The sequence below is a fragment of the Acidovorax sp. GW458-11-26-14-TSB4 genome (genome assembly GCF_059423865.1).
On sequence record NZ_JBWKYR010000037.1, the window covers coordinates 15,371 to 35,444 of the forward strand.

A 20,074-nucleotide genomic window follows, 5' to 3' on the forward strand; every position below is an offset into this window, starting at 1 on the left:
CCTTGATGCAAGACGACCTCCGCCACGCGCCCGCCGGCCTGCAGGCCTGCGTGGACACCACCACGCCTGCCACGCGGGGCATGATCGCGCTCATCGGCGCCGGCCCCTCGGGCCTGGCCGGGGCGCGCAACCTGCAAAAGCTCGGCATCCCGTTCCAGGGCTTCGAGGCCTATACCGACGTAGGCGGTCTCTGGAACATCGCCAACCCGCGCTCCACGGTGTACGCGTCAGCCCATTTGATCTCGAGCAAGCGCACCACCGAGTTCAGCGAATTCCCCATGGCCGACAGCGTGGCCGACTACCCCAGCCACCGCGAGCTGTGCCGCTACTTCGCGGCCTTTGCCGAGCATTTCGACCTGCGCAGGCACTTCCGCTTCGGCGTGCGTGTGCTGAAGGTGGAACCGCTTTCCGACAGCGAAGACTGCCTGTGGCGCGTGACCATCGCCACGGCAGACGGCGGCACCGAATGCGCCGAGTACAAGGGCGTGGTGATCGCCAACGGCACGCTGGCCGAGCCCAGCATGCCGCGCTTCGAGGGCCATTTCAGCGGCGAACTGCTGCACACCTCGGCCTACAAGCATGCCGAGCAGTTCAAGGGCAAGCGCGTGCTCATCGTCGGCGCAGGCAATTCGGGCTGCGACATCGCGGTGGATGCGGTGCACTATGCCGACAGCGTGGACATCTCGGTACGGCGCGGCTACTACTTCGTGCCCAAGTACGTGTTCGGCAAGCCAGCCGACACACTGGGCGGCAAGCGCCCGCTGCCGCCCTGGCTCAAGCAGAAGGTAGACAGCACGGTCTTGAAGTGGTTCACGGGCGACCCCACGCGCTTCGGCTTTCCCAAGCCCACGTACAGGATGTACGAATCGCACCCCATCGTGAACTCGCTCATCCTGCACCACCTGGGCCATGGCGACATCCATGTGAAACCCGACATCGCGCGCTTCGACGGCGCCACCGTGCACTTCAAGGACGGCACGCAGCAGGACTACGACATGGTGCTGGCCGCCACGGGCTATACGCTGCACTACCCCTTCATCGCGCGCGAACTGCTCAACTGGCAGGGCATGGCGCCGCGCCTGCACCTGAACATCTTTGCGCCCGGCCGGCGGCGCCTGGCAGTACTGGGCATGATCGAGGCCAGCGGCATCGGCTGGCAGGGCCGCTACGAGCAGGCCGAGCTGGTGGCGCGCTACTTCAAGGCGCTCGATGCCGGCACACCTGCCGCGCAGGCCTTCACCGCCGCAGTGCAGGGCCCACCGCCGGACCTGTCGGGCGGCTTCCAATACCTGCAGCTCGAACGCATGGCCTACTACGTGCACAAGGACACCTACCGCGCGGCAGTCCGCAAAGCGTCGGCCGGGCTGGCCTGATCGACGACAAGAAGAACTTCGAGGAGACAACGCATGCTGCCCGTCGACGAGATCCGCCTGAACTTCAACCCCGCCTCGCTGGTGCTGCTCAACGTGGTGCTGGGCTTCCTGATGTTCGGGATTGCGCTCGACACACGGGTGGACGACTTCCGCCGCGTGGCCAGGATGCCCTGGGCCATGGCCGTGGGCATTGCCGCGCAGTTCATCGTGCTGCCCGCGGTGACCTTCGCGCTCGCGCTGCTGCTGGGCGTGGGGCCGAGCATCGCGCTGGGCATGATCCTCGTGGCCTGCTGCCCGCCGGGCAATGTGTCCAACATCCTCACCCACCGTGCGCGCGGCAACGTGGCGCTGTCGGTGTCCATGACGGCGATCTCCAATGCCATCGCCATCGTGGCCATGCCGCTGAACTTCGCGTTCTGGGGCGGCATGCACCCCACGGCCGCGCCGCTGCTCAAGACCATCGCGCTCGACCCGCTGGAGATGGTGGGCCACATCGTCGCCATCATTGGTGTGCCCTTCGTGCTCGGCCTGCTGTGTGCGCACCACCTGCCGCGCCTCACGCAGCGCGTGAAGAAGACCGTGCGCATCGTCAGCTTCCTGGCGCTCATCGGCTTCATCCTGGGCGCCATCGCGGGCAACTGGCGCTTCTTCCTCGACTATGTGGGCATGGTGCTGCTGGCCGTGGCGCTGCACGATGCGCTGGCCTTCGGCACGGGCTACCTGTGTGCTCGCTTCACGGGCCTGCAGGACTACGACCGACGCGCCGTGGCCATCGAGGTCGGCATCCGCAACGCGGGCCTGGGCCTGGTGGTGATCTTCAGCTTCTTCGGCGGCCTGGGCGGCATGGCCGTGGTGGCCGGTGTCTGGGGCTTCTGGGACATCATCGCCGGGCTGGCGCTGGCCAGTTGGTGGGGCCGCAAAGACCCGGTGGGCGCGCCTGTGGCGGCATTGGGAGAGCAGGCATGAGCGCCACAACCATGCGGGCCCGCAACATCCTGGTCACCGGCGCCGATGGCTTCCTGGGCCGTGGCGTGGTGGCAGCGCTCGCCCAGCGCCCGGACACGGGCACCGTGGTCGCCCTGGATGTGCGCGAAGTGCCGGCCGAACGCCGCCAGCCGGGCATTGCCTACCAGGCCCAGGATGTGCGCGACCCGGCGCTGGCCACCACGCTGCAGCGCCATGCCATCGACACCGTGGTGCACCTGGCCTCCATCGTCACGCCGGGCCGCGATTCGAACCGGGCTTTCGAATACGACGTGGACGTGAACGGCACGCGCAATGTGCTTGAGGCCTGCGCGGCCCAGGGCGTTCGGCACCTGGTCGTCTCGTCCAGCGGCGCGGCCTACGGCTACCATGCCGACAATGCGCCCTGGATCACCGAGGACCACCCTTTGCGTGGCAACGAGGCCTTTGCCTACGCCCACCACAAGCGCCTGGTCGAGGAGATGCTGGCCGCATGGCGCCAGAGCCACCCCGCGCTGGCGCAGACCGTGCTGCGCATCGGCACCATCCTGGGCGAGCGGGTGGACAACCAGATCACCGCGCTGTTCGAAAAGCCGCGCCTGCTGGCCATCCGCGGCAGCGACAGCCCCTTCGTCTTCATCTGGGACGAGGACGTGAGCGGCGCGCTGCTGCATGCGCTCGATGGCGCGGCGCCCGGCTGCTACAACCTGGCGGGCGACGGTGCGCTGACCATCCACCAGATCGCCGCGCGGCTGGGCAAGACCACGCTGGACCTGCCGGCCTGGCTGCTGCAATCGGCATTGTTCGTGGGCTCGCGCCTGGGCGTGAGCCGCTATGGCCCCGAGCAGCTCGACTTTCTGCGCTACCGGCCGGTGCTGCTCAACACCGCCCTCAAGGAGCAACTGGGCTATGTGCCGCGCAAGACCAGTGCGCAGGCCTTCGATGCCTTCGTCGCGGCGCGGCAGCGGCAGGGGCGGCCCGTGGCCGGCACCCTGGCGGGCAGCCGCGCATGAGCACGGCGACGGCGTTGGGCGATGCGCCGCCGCGCGCGCTCTCGCAGGGCGACCTGGCCTGTGCGCTCGCGGTCATCCTGATCTGGGGCTCAAACTTCGTGGTCATGAAGATGGGGCTGCAGACCCTGAGCCCCATGCTGCTGGGCGCGCTGCGCTTCGTTGCGGCCTCGCTGCCCTTTCTGCTTTTCGTGCGCCGGCCGCAGCTGCCCTGGCGCTTCATCGTGGCCTACGGCCTGGCGCAGGGCGTGGGGCAGTTCGGCCTGCTGTTCCTGGGCCTGCGCCTGGGCATGACGGCGGGCATGGCCTCGGTGGTCATGCAGACCCAGGCCTTCTTCACGCTGATCCTCGCGGTCACGCTGCTGCACGAGCGCGCGCGACCCGCGCAGTGGCTGGGCCTGGCGGTGGCGTTCGGCGGGCTGCTGGTGATCGCCAGCGCCCATGGCGAGGGTGCGCTGCAGATGAGCCTGGCGGGCTTCGTGCTCACCCTGGGGGCCGCCTTCATGTGGGCCCTGTCCAACCTGGTGGTGCGCTTTGCGGCGCGGGTGGGTGGGCAGTACGCGCCGTTTCCCTTTGTGGTGTGGAGCAGCACCGTACCCATCGTGCCCTTCTTCGCGCTGGCGCTGTGGCTCGATGGCCCGGCCTCGGTGGCGACGCAACTGGCTGCGTTCAACGGGCAGGCGCTGTTCGCCGTGCTCTACCTGGCCCTGCTGGCCACCTTGCTGGCCTACAGCCTCTGGACGCGGCTGCTGCAGCGCCACCCGGCCGGGCGGGTGACACCGTTCTCGCTGCTGATCCCCGTGGTGGGCCTGCTGGCCGCCATGCTGGTGCTGGGCGAGCAGCCCGCGCCCGCGCAGTGGGCGGGTACCGGGGCCGTGCTGCTGGGCATGCTCATCAACCAGTTCGGGCACAAATGGAAGACCCCCTGAGTCGCTTCGCGCCTTCCCCCTGAAAGGGGGGCGCCGCCAGCGCGGCGGGGCGGCCCTTGCGCGGCGGCCGCTGGCCACGGTCATGCCTGCTCGCCATCAACGCGCGGCTTCACGGTCGGGAGAAGCGCAATGCACCTGCCTGCTCAGGCCTTGGCGATGCGCGCCGCGATGGCCTGGCCCAGCTCGGTGGTGTTGGCCGTGCCACCCAGGTCGGGCGTGAGCGGGCCTTCCTTCAGGGCGGCTTCGATGGCGGCGACGATGGCGTCGTGCGCGGCGCGGCCGGCCCCCTGGCCCTGGGTCAAAAAGTCCAGCATCAGCGCGCCCGACCAGATCATGGCGATGGGGTTGGCGATGTTCTTGCCGTAAATGTCGGGTGCCGAGCCGTGCACGGGCTCGAACAGCGAGGGGAAGCTGCGCTCGGGGTTCAGGTTGGCCGAGGGCGCCAGGCCGATGGTGCCGGTGGTCGCGGGGCCCAGGTCCGACAGGATGTCGCCGAACAGGTTGGTCGCGGCCACCACGTCGAAGCGGCCGGGCTGCAGCACGAAGCGTGCGGTCAGGATGTCGATGTGCTGCTTGTCCAGCGTGATCTCCGGGTAGTCCTTGGCCACCTCGTCGGCGCGCTTGTCCCACCAGGGCATGCTGATGGCGATGCCGTTGCTCTTGGTAGCCAGGGTCACGTGCTTGCGCGGGCGGCTCTGCGCCAGGTCGAAGGCGAAGCGCAGCAGGCGGTCCGTGCCCTTGCGCGAGTAGACCGACTCCTGGATCACGATCTCGCGGTCCGTGCCCTCGTACATGATGCCGCCCAGCGAGGTGTATTCGCCCTCGGTGTTCTCGCGCACCACGAAGTAGTCGATGTCGCCGGGCTTGCGGCCGGCCAGCGGGCAGGGCACGCCTTCGAACAGGCGCACGGGGCGCAGGTTGATGTACTGGTCGAACTCGCGGCGGAACTTGAGCAGCGAACCCCACAGCGAGACATGGTCGGGCACGGTGGCCGGCCAGCCCACGGCGCCGAAGAAGATCGCGTCCACGTCCGAGAGCTGGGCCTTCCAGTCGTCGGGCATCATCTGGCCGTGCTCGGCGTAGTAGTCGCAGCTGGCCCAATCGATGGTGCGGTAGGTGAGGGCGATGCCGAAGCGTTCGGCCGCGGCCTTCACGGCGCGCAGGCCTTCGGGCATGACTTCCTTGCCGATGCCGTCGCCGGGAATCACGGCGATGGTGTACTGGGTGGTGCTGCTCATCAGATGTCTTCCTCGGAGGGTGGAGGGTGTGTGGCCTGCATTGTTGGACAGCCCTCGCCAAAATACAATCGGCCGCCTGTGCATCCATTGTTCACACTTCGTGCATAAAACGCCCTCCAACGACGACCTGCGCGTGTTCACCGTGGTGGTGCGCAAATCGAGCTTCGCCGATGCGGCCACCGAGCTGGGCACCTCGCCGGCCTATGTGAGCAAGCGCATCCGCCTGCTCGAGGAAGACCTGGCCGTGAAACTGCTGCACCGCACCACGCGGCGCGTGGCGGTGACGGAAGAGGGCGAGCGCGTGTTCCACTGGGCCCTGCGCATCCTTGATGACGTGGACCAACTGCTTCAGGAGGTGGCGGTCACGCGCCGAGAGCCGCGTGGCCTGCTGCGCGTGAGCAGCAGCTTTGGCTTCGGGCGGCGCATCGTCGCGCCCGCGCTGTCGCGCCTGGTGGAGCGCCACCCCGGCCTGCAGGTGCGGCTGGAGGTGTTCGACCGGCTGGTGGATGTGGCCGGCGAGGGCTTCGACCTGGATGTGCGTGTGGGCGACGAGATCGCCCCGCACCTGATCGCGCGGCGCCTGGCCGACAACCACCGCGTGCTGTGCGCCGCGCCCGCCTACCTGGCGCGCCACGGCACGCCGCGCGCGCTGGCTGACCTCTCCAGCCACGACTGCCTGGTGATCAAGGAGCGCGACCACCCCATCGGCGTGTGGCGCCTGCGCGCTGGTGCCGTGGAAGAGGTGGTCAAGGTGCGCGGCCCGCTGTCGGCCAACAACGGCGAGATGGTGGTGCAGTGGGCCGTGGACGGGCGCGGCATTGCGCTGCGCTCGCTGTGGGACGTGCAGCCCCACCTCCTGGCCGGGCAGCTGGTGCAGGTGCTGCCCGAATGGCGCCAGGACGCCAACGTCTGGGCCGTCTACCCCACGCGGCTGCACCTGTCGGCCAAGGTGCGCGTGTGCGTGGAGTTTTTGCAGGACCATTTCCAGAAGGAATGGTCCGGGATCGGCTGAAGGCCGATCAGCCGCCGGCCAGGGCGGTCTTCACCGCGCCGGAGACCTGGCCCATGTCGGCCTTGCCGGCCAGGCGCGTCTTGACCACGCCCATCACCTTGCCCATGTCGCCGGGGCCCGAGGCGCCGAGTTCGGCGACGATGGCCTTCACGGCGGCCAGGGTCTCCTCGGCCGACATGCGTTCGGGCAGGTAGGTCTGCAGCACGGCCATTTCCGACTTTTCCTTGTCGGCCAGGTCCTGGCGGTTGGCCTGCTCGAAGGCGGCGATGGAGTCCTTGCGCTGCTTGATCAGCTTGTCCACGATGGCGACCACGGCCACGTCGTCAAGCTCCACGCGCTCGTCGACTTCCTTTTGCTTCATCGCCGCCAGCAGCAGGCGGATGGTGGCCAGGCGCTCGCTGTCCTTGGCGCGCATGGCGGTCTTCATGTCGTCGGTGATCTGGTCCTTGAGGGACATGGCATTGCTCCTGTAGCTTGTCAGGTGGAAAATGGGGGCGAAGGATGAGCAGAAAACAAAAAACCCGCGCCTGGCGTCCCGAGCGCGGGTTGATGTGGCCGGTGAGGGCCAGCGATCAGTACAGCTTCTTGGGCAGCTGCATGCTGCGAACGCGCTTGTAGTGGCGCTTCACGGCGGCTGCCTTCTTGCGCTTGCGCTCGGCGGTGGGCTTTTCGTAGAACTCACGGGCACGCAGGTCGGTCAGCAGGCCGAGCTTTTCAATGGTGCGCTTGAAGCGGCGCAGGGCGACGTCAAAGGGTTCGTTTTCTTTTACGCGGATCGTAGTCATTAGCTAATGTGTTCCAAATGTGCCGGCAGAGGGTCGCAAGGAGATCGGGCCTTGGGGCCATGCGTGGCGGTTTCCCCGTCCTAACTAGTATTGGCCGACGGGGTATGCCAGCAAAGCCGAGCATTATAGCAGCCACTTTGGAAAAATGTGCAAGCAGATGCGGTATGCCCCAAGGTGGTGCGCATGGCGCGGAACTTGCATGTGTGCTTATTGTCGGCATTCCTTCGCCGTCTCACCATAGCAGAGACAGGAAACTGGGCACCAATGGCAATCATGCACCGCGTATCGGGTTGGCTGGGACGGCTCAGCGTCGGCCGCAAGCTCATGCTCATCTACCTGCTGGACCTCACGGCGGTGATCTACGTCTCCAGCATCCTGATCCACGAGAAGAACCAGGCCATCGACTTCACGCGCAAGGAGATCGTGGGCACCACCTATGCCACCGTGGTGCGCGATGGCCTGCTGGGCCGCTTCCTGCAGCCTGGCGAGCCCTCGCTCTCGGTGGCCCAGACGCTGGAGCGCCTGGGCACGGTGCGCGCCGAGCACGACGAGGCCCTGCACACGCAGGAGGCTGGCCAGCGCTTCCAGGACGCACTGGAACGCCTGGGCACCGACGCCGCGGCGCAGGCCGATGCGCAGGCCCTCACGCGCCTGCGCAGCCAGCTGCTGCGCGACGGGCGCGAGCTGCTCACCACCGTGGGCAACCAATCGAACCTGATCCTCGACCCGGACCTGGACAGCTACTACGAGATGTCGCTGTCGGTGCTGCGCTTTCCCGAGCTGCTGCAGGCCGTGCACGACACGGTGAGCTTCCTGAACTCGCCGCGCACCGCGCGCGGGCCGCAGTGGTCGTCCGAACTGCTCACCCTGGTGGGGCGGCTGGAGGCCGTCACGCTGGGCATCGAGTCCGACTACAACCAGGCCTTCATCGCCGGCTCGCCCGAGCTGCGCGCGGCGCTGGTGCACGACCGCGAGGCCCTGCACGCCGCGCTGCTGGAGTTCCAGCAGCACCTGCAGGCTGTCGCCAGCGGCGAATCGCGCCTGACCGTGGCCCAGCTGGCCGAGCAGGAAACCAAGGTGCTGGGCACCCTGCAGGCCGCCTGGGGTTCGGGCATCACCGACCTGGACCGGCTGCTGCACCAGCGCGTGGGCAGCCTGTACTCGCGCATGTGGCTGCACCTGGGCACGGCCCTGGTGCTGCTGGGCTGCATCCTGTCGCTGGTGACGCTGGTGGCGCGCCAGATCGCCAAGCCGCTGCAGCAGCTCGCCCGCGTGGCCGACGAAGTGCGAAAGAGCGGCGACCACACGCTGCGCGCCCATTGGAACAGCAGCGACGAGATCGGCCGCCTGGTCACGGCCTTCAACGGTATGCTGGCCCAGCTCGACCGCGAGCGCCTGCTGCAGCAGGAGCTGGCCGCCAGCGCGCGCGCGGCCGAGGCGCAGCGCGAACTGGTGGAGGCCTTCCCCATTCCCCTCATGGTGACCTCCATTCCCGAGCACGAGGTGCTGCACTCGAACACGCCCGCAGGCCAGTGGCTCAACGGCCGCACCGTCGATCCCTGGGTCGCAGGGCTGGAGCCCGGGGTGCGCGGACGCTTCTTCCAGCGCCTGGCCGACCAGGGCTCGGTCGACGAGTTCGAGGTGCGCTGGAAGGGCGGGCCCGAGCCCTCGTGGGCCGTGCTGTCGGCGCGGCGCCTGGTGTTCCAGGGGCGCGATGCGGTGCTCACGGCCTTCACGCCCATCAACGTGCTCAAGGTCATGGAGCAGCGCCTGGAGCTGTGGGCCAAGGTGTTCGAGGCCTCGTCGGAGGGCATCATCATCATGAATGCCGACCAGCAGATCATCAGTGTCAACAAGGCCTTCTGCCGCAGCACGCACTACGACTTCTACGAGGTGATCGGCGAGGACCTCGGGTTCCTGCAGGAGGACGCGGCGGGCCAGGAACCGCTGGCGGCGCAGATCACCCGGGCCATGCAGGACAAGGAGTCCTGGCAGGGCGAGGTGCGCTTTCGCCGCCGTTCGGGCGAGACCTATCCGGCCTGGCTCATGGTCTCGGCCGTGCGCGAGGGCAAGGCGGGGGCCGTGGTCAACCACATCGGCATCGCCATCGACATCACCGACCGCAAGCAGAACGAGGAACGCATCCAGTTCCTCGCGCACCACGACGTGCTCACCGAGCTGCCCAACCGCTCGCTGTGCGTGCAGCGCCTGCAGCTGGCGCTGGCCCATGCGAAGGCCTACGGCGAACGCGTGGCCGTGCTGTTCATCGACCTGGACCGCTTCAAGGCCATCAACGACACGCTGGGCCACCACATCGGCGATGGCCTGCTGCGCTCGGTGGCGCAGCGCCTCACCCAGGCCGTGCGCAGCCGCGACACCGTGAGCCGCCTGGGCGGCGACGAGTTCGTGGTCATCATGCGCGACGTGGCCGGCCCCGAGGATGTGCAGCAGCTGGTCGAGAACCGGCTGATCCCGCTGATCCGCCAGCCCCATCCGGTGGAGGGCCATGAACTCAACGTGAGCTGCAGCGTGGGCATCGCCGTCTACCCCGAGGACGGTGGCGACATCGACGAGCTCATGCGCCGTGCCGACGCCGCCATGTACGAGGCCAAGACCACCGGCCGCGACATGGCCCTGTTCTATTCGGCCGAGACCGACCAGCGTGCACTGGCGCGCCAGTCCATGGAGCAGCACCTGCGCCGCGCCCTCGGCCGCGGCGAGCTGAGCCTGCACTACCAGCCGCGCCTGAGCGCCCGGGGCTCGCGCCTGCTGGGCGTTGAGGCCCTGCTGCGCTGGAACAACCCGGTGCTGGGCATGGTGCCGCCCAGTGAGTTCATCCCGATTGCGGAGGAAACCGGCATGATCCGCGCCATCGGCGCCTGGGTGCTCCAGCAGGCCTGCTCGCAGTGGGTGGCCTGGCAGTCGCTGGAGCACACGGGGCCCCAGGGCCCGGTGCCGCATCCGCTGGCGCAGGCCTCGGTATCGGTCAACCTCTCGGCGGCGCAACTGGCCGACCCGCAGCTCGTGCCCGATATCGAGGCCTTGCTGGTGCGTTGCGGCATGCCGGCGCACCGGCTGGAGCTGGAGATCACCGAGTCGCAGCTCATGGACCATGCGAATTCGGCCGAGCGCCAGCTGGCGGCCCTCAAGGCCCTGGGCGTGCAGCTGTCCATCGACGACTTCGGCACCGGCTATTCGAGCCTGGCCTACCTCAAGCGCTTCGACATCGACCGGCTCAAGGTCGACAAGTCCTTCATCCACGACATGCTCACCAACCCGGCCGACATGGCCATCACCCGCGCCATCATCGCGCTCGGCCACACGCTGGGCCTGAAGATCGTCGCCGAAGGGGTGGAGGACCTGGCCACCGTGCAGGTGCTGGACGCGCTCGACTGCGAGGAACTGCAGGGATTTCACTTCACGCGGCCGCTGCCTGTGGCGCAATTGCAGGAGTGGGTGCTGCAGCATGCCCAGCGGCCGGCGCATGGGGATTCGCGCTTCGGCGAACTGGTGAGCATTCCATAGCTTCATTTCGCTGGCGGGCGAAGCGTGGCCGCCGGCGGCGGGTGCACACTGGGGGCATGAACACCAACCAGATCGCCCATATCGCCGGCCTCGTCGGCGAGCCCGCGCGCACGGCCATGCTGATGGCGCTGATGGACGGGCGCGCCCTGACCGCGCGCGAGCTGGCCGATGCCGGGCACATCACCGCCCAGACCGCCAGCCGGCACCTGGCCCTGCTGGTGGAGGCCGGGCTGCTGAAGCTGGAACGCCAGGGCCGCCACCGCTACCACCGCCTGGCCTCGGCCGACGTGGCGCGCGTGCTCGAAGGGCTGATGCAGCTGGCCGTACAGCAGCCGGCGCCCGCAACGGCACCCCGGCGCGTGGTGGTGGGCCCGCGCGATGCGGCCCTGCGCACGGCGCGCACCTGCTACGACCACATTGCCGGGCGCCTGGGCGTGGCCATCACCGAGCACCTGCTGGACGAGGGGGCCATGGCCTTCGACGGCGATGCGGGTGGCCATGTCACGGCGCACGCGGCAGCTGTGCTGCAGCGCCTGGGCCTGGATGAAGGGGCCCGCCAGGGCGCGGATGGCAGTGGCAAGCGCCCGCACTGCCGACCGTGCCTGGACTGGAGCGAGCGGCGCATGCACGTGGCCGGCAGGCTCGGCGCCATGATCTGCAGCCATTGCCTGCAAGAGGGCTGGCTGCTGCGCCGTGCCGACAGCCGCGCGCTGGAGATCACGCCTGGCGGCGCCGTGGCGCTGCGCAACTGGCTAGGCCATGCGCGCTGGGGCCAGGTGGCGAGTCCCTGAGGGGACCCCCGAGAATGTGTCCCGGGAGCAGCCTGTGAAACTGGCGCGCTCCCAGGCCAGTGCCCCCGCGCAAGGGCCGCCCCGCCGCGCTGGGGGCGTCCCCCCTCTGGGGGGATGGCGCGAAGCGACTCAGGGGGGAAGTCCTTGTGCACAGGCGTAAGCGCTGGCCCAGGCCCACTGGAAGTTGTAGCCACCCAGCCAGCCGGTCACGTCCACCACCTCGCCAATGAAGTACAGGCCCGGCCGGGACTTGCATTCCATGGTCTGCTGCGACAGGGCGCGCGTGTCCACACCGCCCAGCGTCACCTCGGCCTTCTTGTAGCCCTCGGTGCCCGTGGGCGTGAGTTCCCAGCGCGCCAACTGCTCGGCCAGGCGCGCCAGCGCCTTGTCCGAGGCCTCGGCGATGGGGCGCTGCCAGTCGGCCTCGCGCTGCGCCCAGGCATCGGCCAGGCGGCTTGGCACCAGGGTGGCCAGCTCGTTGGCGATGAGCTTGCGCGAGCGCGCCTTGGCCTGGGCCAATGCGGCGGGCAGGTCCACCGTGGGAGCGAGGTCGATGGCCAGGGGCGTGCCCTCCTGCCAGTAGCTTGAGATCTGCAGCACGGCCGGGCCCGACAGGCCGCGGTGGGTGAACAGCAGGTCTTCGTCGAAGGCCATGCGCGCCTTCTTGGCGCCCGTGCCGATGCGCACCGGCAGCGCCAGGCCCGACAGCTGCGCATAGGGCGCCCAGGCGTCGCCGTCGAAGGTCAGCGGCACCAGGCCAGGTCGCTGCTCGACCAGGGGGATGTCGAACTGCCTGGCGATGCGGTAGCCGAAGTCGGTGGCGCCGATCTTGGGGATCGAGAGGCCGCCCGTGGCGATGACCAGGCTGCGCGCCAGCACCGGGCCGCGCTCGGTCTCCAGCCGGTAGCCGTTCTGGCCATCGTCCAGGGCTTCGGGGGCGACCTTCTTCACGCCGCAGGGTTGCCAGTGCGTGACTCCACCGGCTGCGCACTCGGCCAGCAGCATGGCGATCAGGTCCTCGGCCGAGCGGTCGGCGAACAGCTGGCCCTTGTGCTTTTCGTGGTGTGGAATGCCGTGCCTGTCCACCAGCGCGATGAAGTCCTGCGGCGTGTAGCGCGACAGCGCCGAGCGGCAGAACTGCGGGTTTTGCCCCACGAAGTGCTTGTGCGGCGCCGAGGGGTCGAGGTCGCGGTTGGTGAAATTGCAGCGCCCCCCGCCCGAGATGCGGATCTTTTCGGCCACCTTCTCGGCGTGGTCGATCAGCAGGACCGACAGGCCGCGCTGGCCCGCCTGGCCCGCGCAGAACAGGCCGGCTGCGCCGGCGCCGATGATGATGGCGTCAAAGAAAGGAATGGTCATGGACGCCGCGGATTGTAGGGCCCTCACGCACAGCCGATTTCCCGGTTTCAGTGGACTAACATGTGCCCTCCATCCCGCTAGGAGTGCTCCCATGACCGTGATCCGCTATGCCGCCTGCACCCTGGCACTGGGCTTTCTGGCCCCGGCCTGGGCCATCAACAAGTGCACGGATGCCGAGGGCAGGGTGTCCTTCCAGGACGCGTCCTGCCCTGGCCAGGGCGAAAAGATCGAGGTGCGCCCCGCCCTGGAGGGGGCCACGCCGATCCCGTCCCCGCCCTCCACTTCCAGGGAAGGGGCGTTCGGCGCCACCTGGCAGCGCAAGAACCACCTGCAGAACCAGGGCGTTCCCCAGGCACGTGCGGCGCTGGAGCGCAGCCAGAAGGAATGCGCAGCGCAACCCGCGGAGGCCGTGGCCACCGCCGGCCCGCTGCGCAGCACCCTGGCATCGGGCACCCAGTTCGCGCAGGAGCGGGCGGCCGCGGCCGGCCAGGGCAAGGCCGCGTGTGAGGCGCGCAGCGAGGAGTTGCGCAAGCAGCTGAAAGCGCTGGAAGAGGAGCTTGGCTCCCTGTAGCAGGTGTCTCAGAATTCCGTGCTGACCGAGAACAGCGCGGTTCTCGGGGTGCTCCGTGCCAGGAAGCCCGTGCGCACCGACAGCCAATGCGAGGAGTCCGCCAGGTTTTCAACGGTCAGGCGGAACACGGTCGGCTTGCCAGCCAGGCGCGTCGCATAACGCAGGCCCAGGTCGTAGCTGTCGAAGCCGGGGATGCTCTGCTGGTTGTCCACACTGGCCATCTGGCGGGCCACCTTGCTGTACCTGCCGGTCAGGGTCAGGCCGGGCAGCGCGGTGATATCCCACTCTGCGCCCAGCACCAGGCTGTGCTCCGGGATGCCGATGGCCTTCTTGCCGTCGTTGGCGCCGTTCAGGGTCTTGGACTGCACGGCGTCGGACAGTGCCAGGCCGGCATTCAGGCGCAGGCTCTTCGCCACTTCGCCGTAGACCGACAGCTCCAGGCCGCGGTTGCGTTGTTCACCATCGACCACGAGGAAGTTCTTCCCGTTGACGTAGGACACCGGCTGGCGGATCTGGAACAGCGCGGCACTGGCGCCAAACGAGCCGCCGTCGTACTTCAGACCCGTCTCGATCTGCTTGCCCTTGAAGGGAGGGAAGACTGTGCCGAGGTTGGCCGTGGACGCGGGGGCCACCGGCCCCTGCGCCAGGCCTTCGGCGTAGTTGGCGTACACCGAGAAGCTGGGCGCCAGCTTGTAGCTCGCGCCCAGCGAGGGCGCCGTGGCCGTCTGCTCGAAGCGGCGCTGCTCCACGCCCGCGGAGAACTCGCCGATGTCCAGCTTCTGGTAGCGCACCCCGCCGACCAGGTGCAGGCGGTCGTCCAGCAGGTGCATGGAGTCCATCACGGCCAGGCTGTCGGAGACGCTGTCCTGAAAGCGCAGCGGGACGCCGCCGCTGGGCAGGGTGGGCCGCGCGACGAAAACGGGGTTGTTGAAGTTGCTGGTGAACGCGCTGCCCATTTGCTGGCTCAGGCTCGCGCCATCCCCCGTGAAGCGCGAATAGCCCAGCACCACCCGGTGCTTGACCGGGCCGGTGGCAAAGCGCATGCGCCAGCCCAGTTCACCCGAGCGCAGGGACGAACCGGTCCTGAAAATGCTGGGCTGGGCGGTGAAGTTGCCGCTGGCCGAGGTGATGCGCGGGTTGCCCGCGTTGATGTTCGACTCCTCGTAGTCGACGCCGCCGAGCACGCCGAACACGGTGGATTCGGGCGTGATGTCGTATTCCACGCGCGAGACGGCAGAAGAGCTCTTGGTGTCGCTGCTGTCCCAGGGCTGGCTGAAGGCCTGTTTCGTTGCTGGCGGTGCGGGCAGGGCAAAGCCATCGTTGAAGCGGAAGAACTGGGGGAAGCCGTCGAAGTGCCGGCGGTTCTGGGCCACGTCCAGGCTCACGCGCAGCTTCTCACCCGCGTAGTCGAGCGCAACCGACAGATGGTCGGTGCCCACCCGCTCGTTCGGCACGCCGGTGGAGCCGCCACCCCGGCTGGCGGCGTTCACGCGCACCCCCCATTCGTTGTCGGTGCCGAAGCGGCGCCCCACATCCAGGTGGGCACCCATCTGGCCGTGCGACGAGCCCGACAGCATCAAGCGGGTCAGCGGGACATCCGTGCCGCGCTTGGGCACCAGGTTGATCGTGCCGCCGGTGGTGCTGCTGCTCGGCCCGATGCCGTTGAGCAGTGCGCTCGGGCCCTTGAGCACTTCGATGCGCTCGAACTGCTCCACGGCAATGCGCCGCGTGTCCACCACCGCGAAGGTCTCGTTGAACGAGATGTCCTGGCTCAGCATGGGAAGGCCGCGCAGGAAGAACACGTCCACCGCATTGCTCTCGGAGTTGGTGGAGCGCACGGCCGGATCAACGGCCAGCACGTCGATCAGGCGCCGTGCCTGCGCATCGCGCGCAGCCTGCTCGGTGTAGCCGCTGATGGCAAAGGGGGCATCGAGCAAAGCGGTGTTGCCCAGGGCCCCCAGGCGCGCGCCCTTGGCGACCTGGCCGCCCGCGAAGGGCTGGTACACCTGGTTCGGGTCGCGCGAGCCCTCGACGGTCACGGTCGCCATGCTGCGCTCTGCCGTGCCCGGTGCGGCTGGCACTGCAGCCTGGGCGGCAGGGGGCGCGGGGCGCACGGTGAGGGTGTCGCTTCCCAGGCGCACCAGGGCCAGGCCCGAGCCGGCCAGCGCACGCTGTGCGGCCTCTTCTGCCGCGAAGCTGCCGCGCACTGCGGGGGCGGTCTTGCCCCGCAGCAGCGCCGGGTCGGCGGTCAGGATCCTGCCGCTTTGCCGGGCGATGCGGGCCAGCGTCTCGTCCAGGGGGCCCGCGGGCAGGTCCCAGTTCTGCACGGCGCCGGCCTGGGCCACCAGGGGCGTGTCTGCCGTGGAATGGGCTTGCGCAAAGCTGGTGCTACCCAGGGCAGCGGTCAGGGCTGCCACGAGCAGGCGGGGGCTAAAGGAAGGGCTGGGCATGGATCGGGTTCCTGTGCTGGGGTTGGGAAGAGGGTGCTCTCCTCCTTGTCCAACGGGCGCGGCAAAACCCCTCATGCATCGGTAAAAAATTTTCCGTCAGCTGCCTGCAACGTCGATCAGGGTCAGCAGGGGGCCATAGGTGGTGATGCGGATGGGCTGGGTGTCCACCAGGGCCTGCAAGGCCTGCGCCGTGTCGCTCAGCCGGAACACCCCGAAGACCCGCAGCCGGGCGGCGGCCGGGCTCACGCGCAGCAAGCCCCTGCGCCAGGCGCCCAGGGCGGCGACCACATCGCCCAGCGGTTCATCGCGCACGTCCAGAATGCCCTCGGTCCAGCTGGCGCGGTGCGCCATGCGCTGCTCCACCAGCTCGATGCGCTGGCCGTCCATCCAGGCGGCCTGGCCCTCGTGCAAGGTGCGCTGCACGCCATCGCCGGTCTGTACGGCCACGCTGTGCTGCAGCGCCACCACCAGGCTGCGCTCGGCCTCCTGGCGCACCAGGTAGCGCGTGCCCAGGGCCTGGGCCGCGCCATGGAGCGTCTGCACGGTGAAGGGGCGGGGCCGCGCACCGGCCGCTGCCGCGTCGCGGGCCACCTGCACCAGCAGCTCGCCCGCACGCAGCCGCACCAGGCGCCGTGCCGGGTCGAAGTGCAGGTCGGCCGCGCTGCGGGCATTCAGGTCCAGCGTGCTGCCATCGGGCAGTTGGATGTGGCGGGTCTCGGCGGTGCCGGTGTGCACATCGGCCAGCAGCTCACCCAGCGGCTGGCTGCGGTGGGCGAGGTAGCCGGCTCCCACCCCGGTGGCCAGCAGCAGGGCCGAACCGCCCAGGATGCCTCTACGCCGGAGCGCGACCGGCTCTGGCGCCGAAGCCAGGCTCTGGTGGACGGCCTTCAACTGGCCCGGGCTGCGCTGGTCGATGCGCTGGATCTGCTCCACCGGATCGGCCAGCACACCCTGCACGCGCTGCCAGGCCGCGGCATGGCGCGCATCGGCAGCCAGCCAGCGCGCGAAGTCCTCGCGCTCGCCGGTCGCCACGCTGCCGGAAGTCAGTCGGACCTGCCAGTCCACAGCGGCCGTGATGGGGTCCTCGGCAGATTCGTAAGGAGAATGGCTCATGGCATGCCGCTGCCCGCATCCTGCCGGCAGCAGTGCAGGTAGGCCTGCTTCACATAGCGCTCCACGCTGGCCACCGAAACGCCCATCTCGGCCGCGATCTGCACATGCGTCAGCCCGTCGATGCGGTGCAGCAGAAAGGCCTGCTTCACCTTGGCGGGCAGGCCGGCCAGGCGCTGGTCGATGGCTTGCAACGCTTCGTGCAGCAACGCCATGTCCTCTACCGAAGGCGCCGTGGCCAGCGGTAGTTCGGCCAGCGCCTGCAGATAGGCCTGCTCCAGTTCGCGCCGGCGCCAATGGGTGAACAGCACCCGCTTGGCCAGCGTGGTCAGGAAGGCACGGGGCTCCGCCACCTGCTCCACTTCGCGCGCCGTGAGCACGCGCAGGAAGGTGTCCTGCGCCAGGTCCGCGGCACCGTGCGGGCAGCCCATCCTGCGCTGCAGCCAGCCCACCAGCCACGCATGGTGGCTGGTGTACCAGCGGCCGGCGGGGTGGCCGGGCTCGGCGGTGCTGCGCATGCCGGCCTGGATCAGAATGCAGCGCGCATTGTTAAGCTCACGTTGCGGGGGTCGCTGTAGTTGCCGTAGTCCAGGTTGGCCCAGTACTTCTTGTTCGTCACGTTGTTGACGGCCAGGGTGGCGCTGAGCTTGGGGCTGAACTTCCAGGAGGCGCGCAGTCCCAGGATGGCCGTGGGCGACTGCTTCACGGTCACCGTACCGCTCGGGTGCGGGATGTTGAAGCCTTCGACCGAGCTTTGCCAGACCAGGTTGCCACCCACCGACAGCGGGGCCAGCGCGCCCGCGAACTGGTAGTCCGTGCCCAGCTGCAGCAGGTACTCGGGCAGGTTGGCGTAGATCAGGTCCGTGGGTGCTCGCGTGACCTTGGCGCGCGTGAGGCCCGCGCTCACGCGCCACTGGTTGGTGGCCATGCCCGCGAACTCCAGCTCGAAACCGGTGGACCTGGTGCCGTTGACCGCCACATAGGGCAGGGTGCCGTCGGGCAGCGGCGTGGTGATGGCACCATCGCGCACGCCGTAGTTGTCCTGCTTGGTCTGGAACACCGCGAAGTGCGCCTGGATGCGGCGGTCCAGCAGCTCGGCCTTCAGACCGGCCTCGGCATTGCTGCCGATGACGGGCGACAACGGGTTGTTGTTGCGGTCCTTGTAGTTCTGCGGGTTGAAGATGCGCGTGTAGCTGGCGTAGGCCGACAGCGTGGGCGTGATGTCGTACACCGCGCCGACGTAGGGCGTGACCTTGCGGTTCTCGTCCTGGACGGCGCTCTTGCCAGCGTAGGCGCCGGTGGTGCCATAGGTGTCGTTGTGGCGGTGCCAGTCGGTCAGGCGCACGCCGGTGAGCAGCGACAGCGGCTCGGCCACGCGCCAGCGCGCCGAGGCGAACAGCCCCGTCTGCTGCGTGATCTGGGTGCGCCAGGCGCCGGTCTTGGAGTACACGGGCTCGGGCGCATTGCCGTCCCAGGTGTAGATGTTGGGGATCACGTAGCTCCAGTTGGCCACCGAGCTGTAGCCATCGGTGCGCGTGGCGATGCGCGTGGAGCTCACGCCCACCATCAGGTCGTGCTTGCGGCCACCCAGGTCGAACTTGCCCGACAGGTAGGCATCCACCGTGTCCTGTTTTTCACTGGCGCCACCCACGGCCGCGTACAGCGTGGTGCCGGCGCCCGTGGTTGGGTTGATGAAGGGCGCCAGCGAGACGGTGCGGCCATAGCCGTAGGTGCGCAGGCTGAAGGTGTCGCCCTCGGTGTGGTTCAGGGCCGCCTTCACGCTCCAGTCGTCATTGAGCTGGTGCTCCAGCGTGGCGTACAGCGTGCCCGAGGTGCGCTCCCAGCGCGTCCAGGGGGGCGAGAAGCTCACCGAGGTGGGCAGGTCGATGGGCGAGCCGTCCACGGCAAAGCGGGGGATGGTTCCCCAGATCGGTGCCTTGGGCTCGTTGGCCTGGCGTTGGTAGCCCAGCGTGACCACGGTGGACGAACCGACGTCGGCCTCGATGGCGGCGAGCAGCGCGGTCTTGTCCTCGGAGTAGCGGTCGCGGAAGCTGTCCTTCTTCTGCGGCGCGAGCACCAGGCGGCTGCGCACGCTGCCGTCCTTGTTCAGCGGGGCGTTGATGTCCAGTTCGCCGCGGTACAGGTTCCACGAGCCGGCGGTGAGCGCCACCGAGGCCGCGAACTCGCGCTGCGGGCGCTTGCGTATCATGTTGATGGTGGCCGAGGGCACGCCCACGCCGGTCAGGATGCCGTTGGCCCCGCGCACGACCTCGATGCGTTCGTACAGGGCGGTGTCGAACTCCTGGTTGGTGCTGCTGCTGTACGAGGGCAGGCCGTCGATCTGGAAGTCGGTGATCTGGAAACCGCGTGCGTAGTACAGCGGGCGCTGCGTGTCATAGAAGCTCACGGCCACGCCGTTGACGTTGCGCAGCACGGCGTCGATGCTGGTCAGCGACTGGCGCTCGATCTGCTCGCGCGTCACCGTGGTGGTCGACTGCGGCGTTTCGCGTGCGGTCAGCTGCAGGCGCGTGGAGGCGCTTTCGCGCGAGCCCGACACGGTGACGCTGTCCAGGGCCTTGGGGGCGGTGATCTGGTCGCCAGCGGCTGCAGGCGCGGCATCCTGGGCCTGGGCTGCGCCCGCCAGGACGGTGGCGATGGCGGCCAGCGCCAACGGGTGCAGGCGGCAGACGGGCTGCCTACGGAAAACGGACATGGAGCACTCCTCTAGTTTGAAAGCAGGTAACTGGCTGGCAGCGCTGCAACAACGGGAGGGAGCACGGCGTGGCTGGTTGATGGCCTTGATTGTAACTTTTAAATGACAATCATTCTTAATAAAGGCGCCTGCACGCCCCTGTGGAAAGGGGTGGTGCGTTGCTTTTGCGAATTGCGCGCCGACCTCTTTGGCACCGATTTACGCAGGCTTTGGCACTAATTGCCGCTCGCTTTGGCACGATTTTG

Annotated in this window: 16 protein-coding genes; 8 read left to right on the top strand and 8 right to left on the bottom strand. The window is 68.7% G+C overall.

The genetic code is table 11. The features are described 5' to 3' along the window. Positions 1-5: 5 nt before the first annotated feature. Genes AC07X5_RS31420 through AC07X5_RS31435 form a run of 4 tightly spaced genes read left to right on the top strand, consistent with a single transcriptional unit; the run spans position 6 to position 4,275 of the window. Positions 6-1,373 carry a flavin-containing monooxygenase gene (locus tag AC07X5_RS31420; protein WP_409962074.1) on the top strand — a complete coding sequence of 456 codons (1,368 nt, stop codon included), beginning with the start codon at positions 6-8 and terminating at the stop codon, positions 1,371-1,373. A gap of 33 nt (positions 1,374-1,406) precedes the next feature. Beyond that, on the top strand, positions 1,407-2,339 hold the full coding sequence (locus AC07X5_RS31425; protein WP_494773357.1) for a bile acid:sodium symporter family protein: 933 nt from the start codon (positions 1,407-1,409) through the stop codon (positions 2,337-2,339). Continuing rightward, positions 2,336-3,349 (top strand): SDR family oxidoreductase, encoded by a 1,014-nt coding sequence (locus AC07X5_RS31430; RefSeq protein ID WP_494773358.1) that lies wholly within the window; start codon positions 2,336-2,338, stop codon positions 3,347-3,349. Before AC07X5_RS31425 ends, AC07X5_RS31430 begins: the two co-directional genes overlap by 4 nt. Then, positions 3,346-4,275 (top strand): EamA family transporter, encoded by a 930-nt coding sequence (locus AC07X5_RS31435; RefSeq protein WP_409962068.1) that lies wholly within the window; start codon positions 3,346-3,348, stop codon positions 4,273-4,275. Before AC07X5_RS31430 ends, AC07X5_RS31435 begins: the two co-directional genes overlap by 4 nt. Before the next feature lie 143 nt (positions 4,276-4,418). Here AC07X5_RS31435 and AC07X5_RS31440 read toward each other — a convergent pair whose 3' ends face one another. Next, positions 4,419-5,513, bottom strand: coding sequence for a tartrate dehydrogenase (locus AC07X5_RS31440; RefSeq protein ID WP_494773359.1), 1,095 nt, complete (start codon positions 5,511-5,513; stop codon positions 4,419-4,421). Positions 5,514-5,613: 100 nt separating this feature from the next. Here AC07X5_RS31440 and AC07X5_RS31445 point away from each other — a divergent pair, with 100 nt between their 5' ends. Further along, positions 5,614-6,525: a LysR substrate-binding domain-containing protein gene (locus AC07X5_RS31445; RefSeq protein ID WP_494773360.1), complete on the top strand. Its 912-nt coding sequence runs from the start codon at positions 5,614-5,616 to the stop codon at positions 6,523-6,525. Positions 6,526-6,532: 7 nt separating this feature from the next. On the opposite strand, the gene AC07X5_RS31450 is transcribed toward AC07X5_RS31445, so the two are convergent. Then, positions 6,533-6,982, bottom strand: coding sequence for a GatB/YqeY domain-containing protein (locus AC07X5_RS31450; protein WP_494773361.1), 450 nt, complete (start codon positions 6,980-6,982; stop codon positions 6,533-6,535). 115 nt (positions 6,983-7,097) lie between these two features. Beyond that, on the bottom strand, positions 7,098-7,310 hold the full coding sequence (rpsU, locus tag AC07X5_RS31455) for a 30S ribosomal protein S21 (protein ID WP_007833691.1): 213 nt from the start codon (positions 7,308-7,310) through the stop codon (positions 7,098-7,100). 264 nt (positions 7,311-7,574) lie between these two features. Here rpsU and AC07X5_RS31460 point away from each other — a divergent pair, with 264 nt between their 5' ends. Both AC07X5_RS31460 and AC07X5_RS31465 read left to right on the top strand, forming a co-directional pair. Next, positions 7,575-10,835, top strand: coding sequence for an EAL domain-containing protein (locus tag AC07X5_RS31460; protein ID WP_494773362.1), 3,261 nt, complete (start codon positions 7,575-7,577; stop codon positions 10,833-10,835). 56 nt (positions 10,836-10,891) lie between these two features. Beyond that, on the top strand, positions 10,892-11,626 hold the full coding sequence (locus AC07X5_RS31465) for an ArsR/SmtB family transcription factor (RefSeq protein WP_409958362.1): 735 nt from the start codon (positions 10,892-10,894) through the stop codon (positions 11,624-11,626). A gap of 129 nt (positions 11,627-11,755) precedes the next feature. Here AC07X5_RS31465 and AC07X5_RS31470 read toward each other — a convergent pair whose 3' ends face one another. Then, positions 11,756-12,985 carry a BaiN/RdsA family NAD(P)/FAD-dependent oxidoreductase gene (locus AC07X5_RS31470; protein WP_409958364.1) on the bottom strand — a complete coding sequence of 410 codons (1,230 nt, stop codon included), beginning with the start codon at positions 12,983-12,985 and terminating at the stop codon, positions 11,756-11,758. A 91-nt stretch (positions 12,986-13,076) separates the two neighbouring features. Here AC07X5_RS31470 and AC07X5_RS31475 point away from each other — a divergent pair, with 91 nt between their 5' ends. Next, positions 13,077-13,556 carry a DUF4124 domain-containing protein gene (locus AC07X5_RS31475; RefSeq protein ID WP_409958366.1) on the top strand — a complete coding sequence of 160 codons (480 nt, stop codon included), beginning with the start codon at positions 13,077-13,079 and terminating at the stop codon, positions 13,554-13,556. Positions 13,557-13,564: 8 nt separating this feature from the next. On the opposite strand, the gene AC07X5_RS31480 is transcribed toward AC07X5_RS31475, so the two are convergent. From AC07X5_RS31480 to AC07X5_RS31495, 4 genes are all read right to left on the bottom strand, one after another. Further along, on the bottom strand, positions 13,565-16,006 hold the full coding sequence (locus AC07X5_RS31480) for a TonB-dependent siderophore receptor (RefSeq protein ID WP_494773363.1): 2,442 nt from the start codon (positions 16,004-16,006) through the stop codon (positions 13,565-13,567). A 96-nt stretch (positions 16,007-16,102) separates the two neighbouring features. Next, complete coding sequence (locus tag AC07X5_RS31485; RefSeq protein WP_494773364.1) at positions 16,103-17,119, bottom strand: FecR domain-containing protein; 1,017 nt, start codon at positions 17,117-17,119, stop codon at positions 16,103-16,105. Continuing rightward, on the bottom strand, positions 17,116-17,634 hold the full coding sequence (locus AC07X5_RS31490; RefSeq protein WP_494773365.1) for a sigma-70 family RNA polymerase sigma factor: 519 nt from the start codon (positions 17,632-17,634) through the stop codon (positions 17,116-17,118). Before AC07X5_RS31490 ends, AC07X5_RS31485 begins: the two co-directional genes overlap by 4 nt. 11 nt (positions 17,635-17,645) lie before the next feature. Beyond that, complete coding sequence (locus AC07X5_RS31495; protein ID WP_494773366.1) at positions 17,646-19,829, bottom strand: TonB-dependent siderophore receptor; 2,184 nt, start codon at positions 19,827-19,829, stop codon at positions 17,646-17,648. Positions 19,830-20,074: the final 245 nt, after the last annotated feature.

Bases quoted from the DNA above. Each gene is read 5' to 3' on its own strand.
- AC07X5_RS31420 (WP_409962074.1), top strand. From the start codon at position 6: ATGCAAGACGACCTCCGCCACGCGCCCGCCGGCCTGCAGGCCTGCGTG.
- AC07X5_RS31425 (WP_494773357.1), top strand. From the start codon at position 1,407: ATGCTGCCCGTCGACGAGATCCGCCTGAACTTCAACCCCGCCTCGCTG.
- AC07X5_RS31430 (WP_494773358.1), top strand. From the start codon at position 2,336: ATGAGCGCCACAACCATGCGGGCCCGCAACATCCTGGTCACCGGCGCC.
- AC07X5_RS31435 (WP_409962068.1), top strand. From the start codon at position 3,346: ATGAGCACGGCGACGGCGTTGGGCGATGCGCCGCCGCGCGCGCTCTCG.
- AC07X5_RS31440 (WP_494773359.1), bottom strand. From the start codon at position 5,513: ATGAGCAGCACCACCCAGTACACCATCGCCGTGATTCCCGGCGACGGC.
- AC07X5_RS31450 (WP_494773361.1), bottom strand. From the start codon at position 6,982: ATGTCCCTCAAGGACCAGATCACCGACGACATGAAGACCGCCATGCGC.
- rpsU (WP_007833691.1), bottom strand. From the start codon at position 7,310: ATGACTACGATCCGCGTAAAAGAAAACGAACCCTTTGACGTCGCCCTG.
- AC07X5_RS31460 (WP_494773362.1), top strand. From the start codon at position 7,575: ATGGCAATCATGCACCGCGTATCGGGTTGGCTGGGACGGCTCAGCGTC.
- AC07X5_RS31465 (WP_409958362.1), top strand. From the start codon at position 10,892: ATGAACACCAACCAGATCGCCCATATCGCCGGCCTCGTCGGCGAGCCC.
- AC07X5_RS31470 (WP_409958364.1), bottom strand. From the start codon at position 12,985: ATGACCATTCCTTTCTTTGACGCCATCATCATCGGCGCCGGCGCAGCC.
- AC07X5_RS31475 (WP_409958366.1), top strand. From the start codon at position 13,077: ATGACCGTGATCCGCTATGCCGCCTGCACCCTGGCACTGGGCTTTCTG.
- AC07X5_RS31480 (WP_494773363.1), bottom strand. From the start codon at position 16,006: ATGCCCAGCCCTTCCTTTAGCCCCCGCCTGCTCGTGGCAGCCCTGACC.
- AC07X5_RS31485 (WP_494773364.1), bottom strand. From the start codon at position 17,119: ATGAGCCATTCTCCTTACGAATCTGCCGAGGACCCCATCACGGCCGCT.
- AC07X5_RS31490 (WP_494773365.1), bottom strand. From the start codon at position 17,634: ATGCGCAGCACCGCCGAGCCCGGCCACCCCGCCGGCCGCTGGTACACC.
- AC07X5_RS31495 (WP_494773366.1), bottom strand. From the start codon at position 19,829: ATGTCCGTTTTCCGTAGGCAGCCCGTCTGCCGCCTGCACCCGTTGGCG.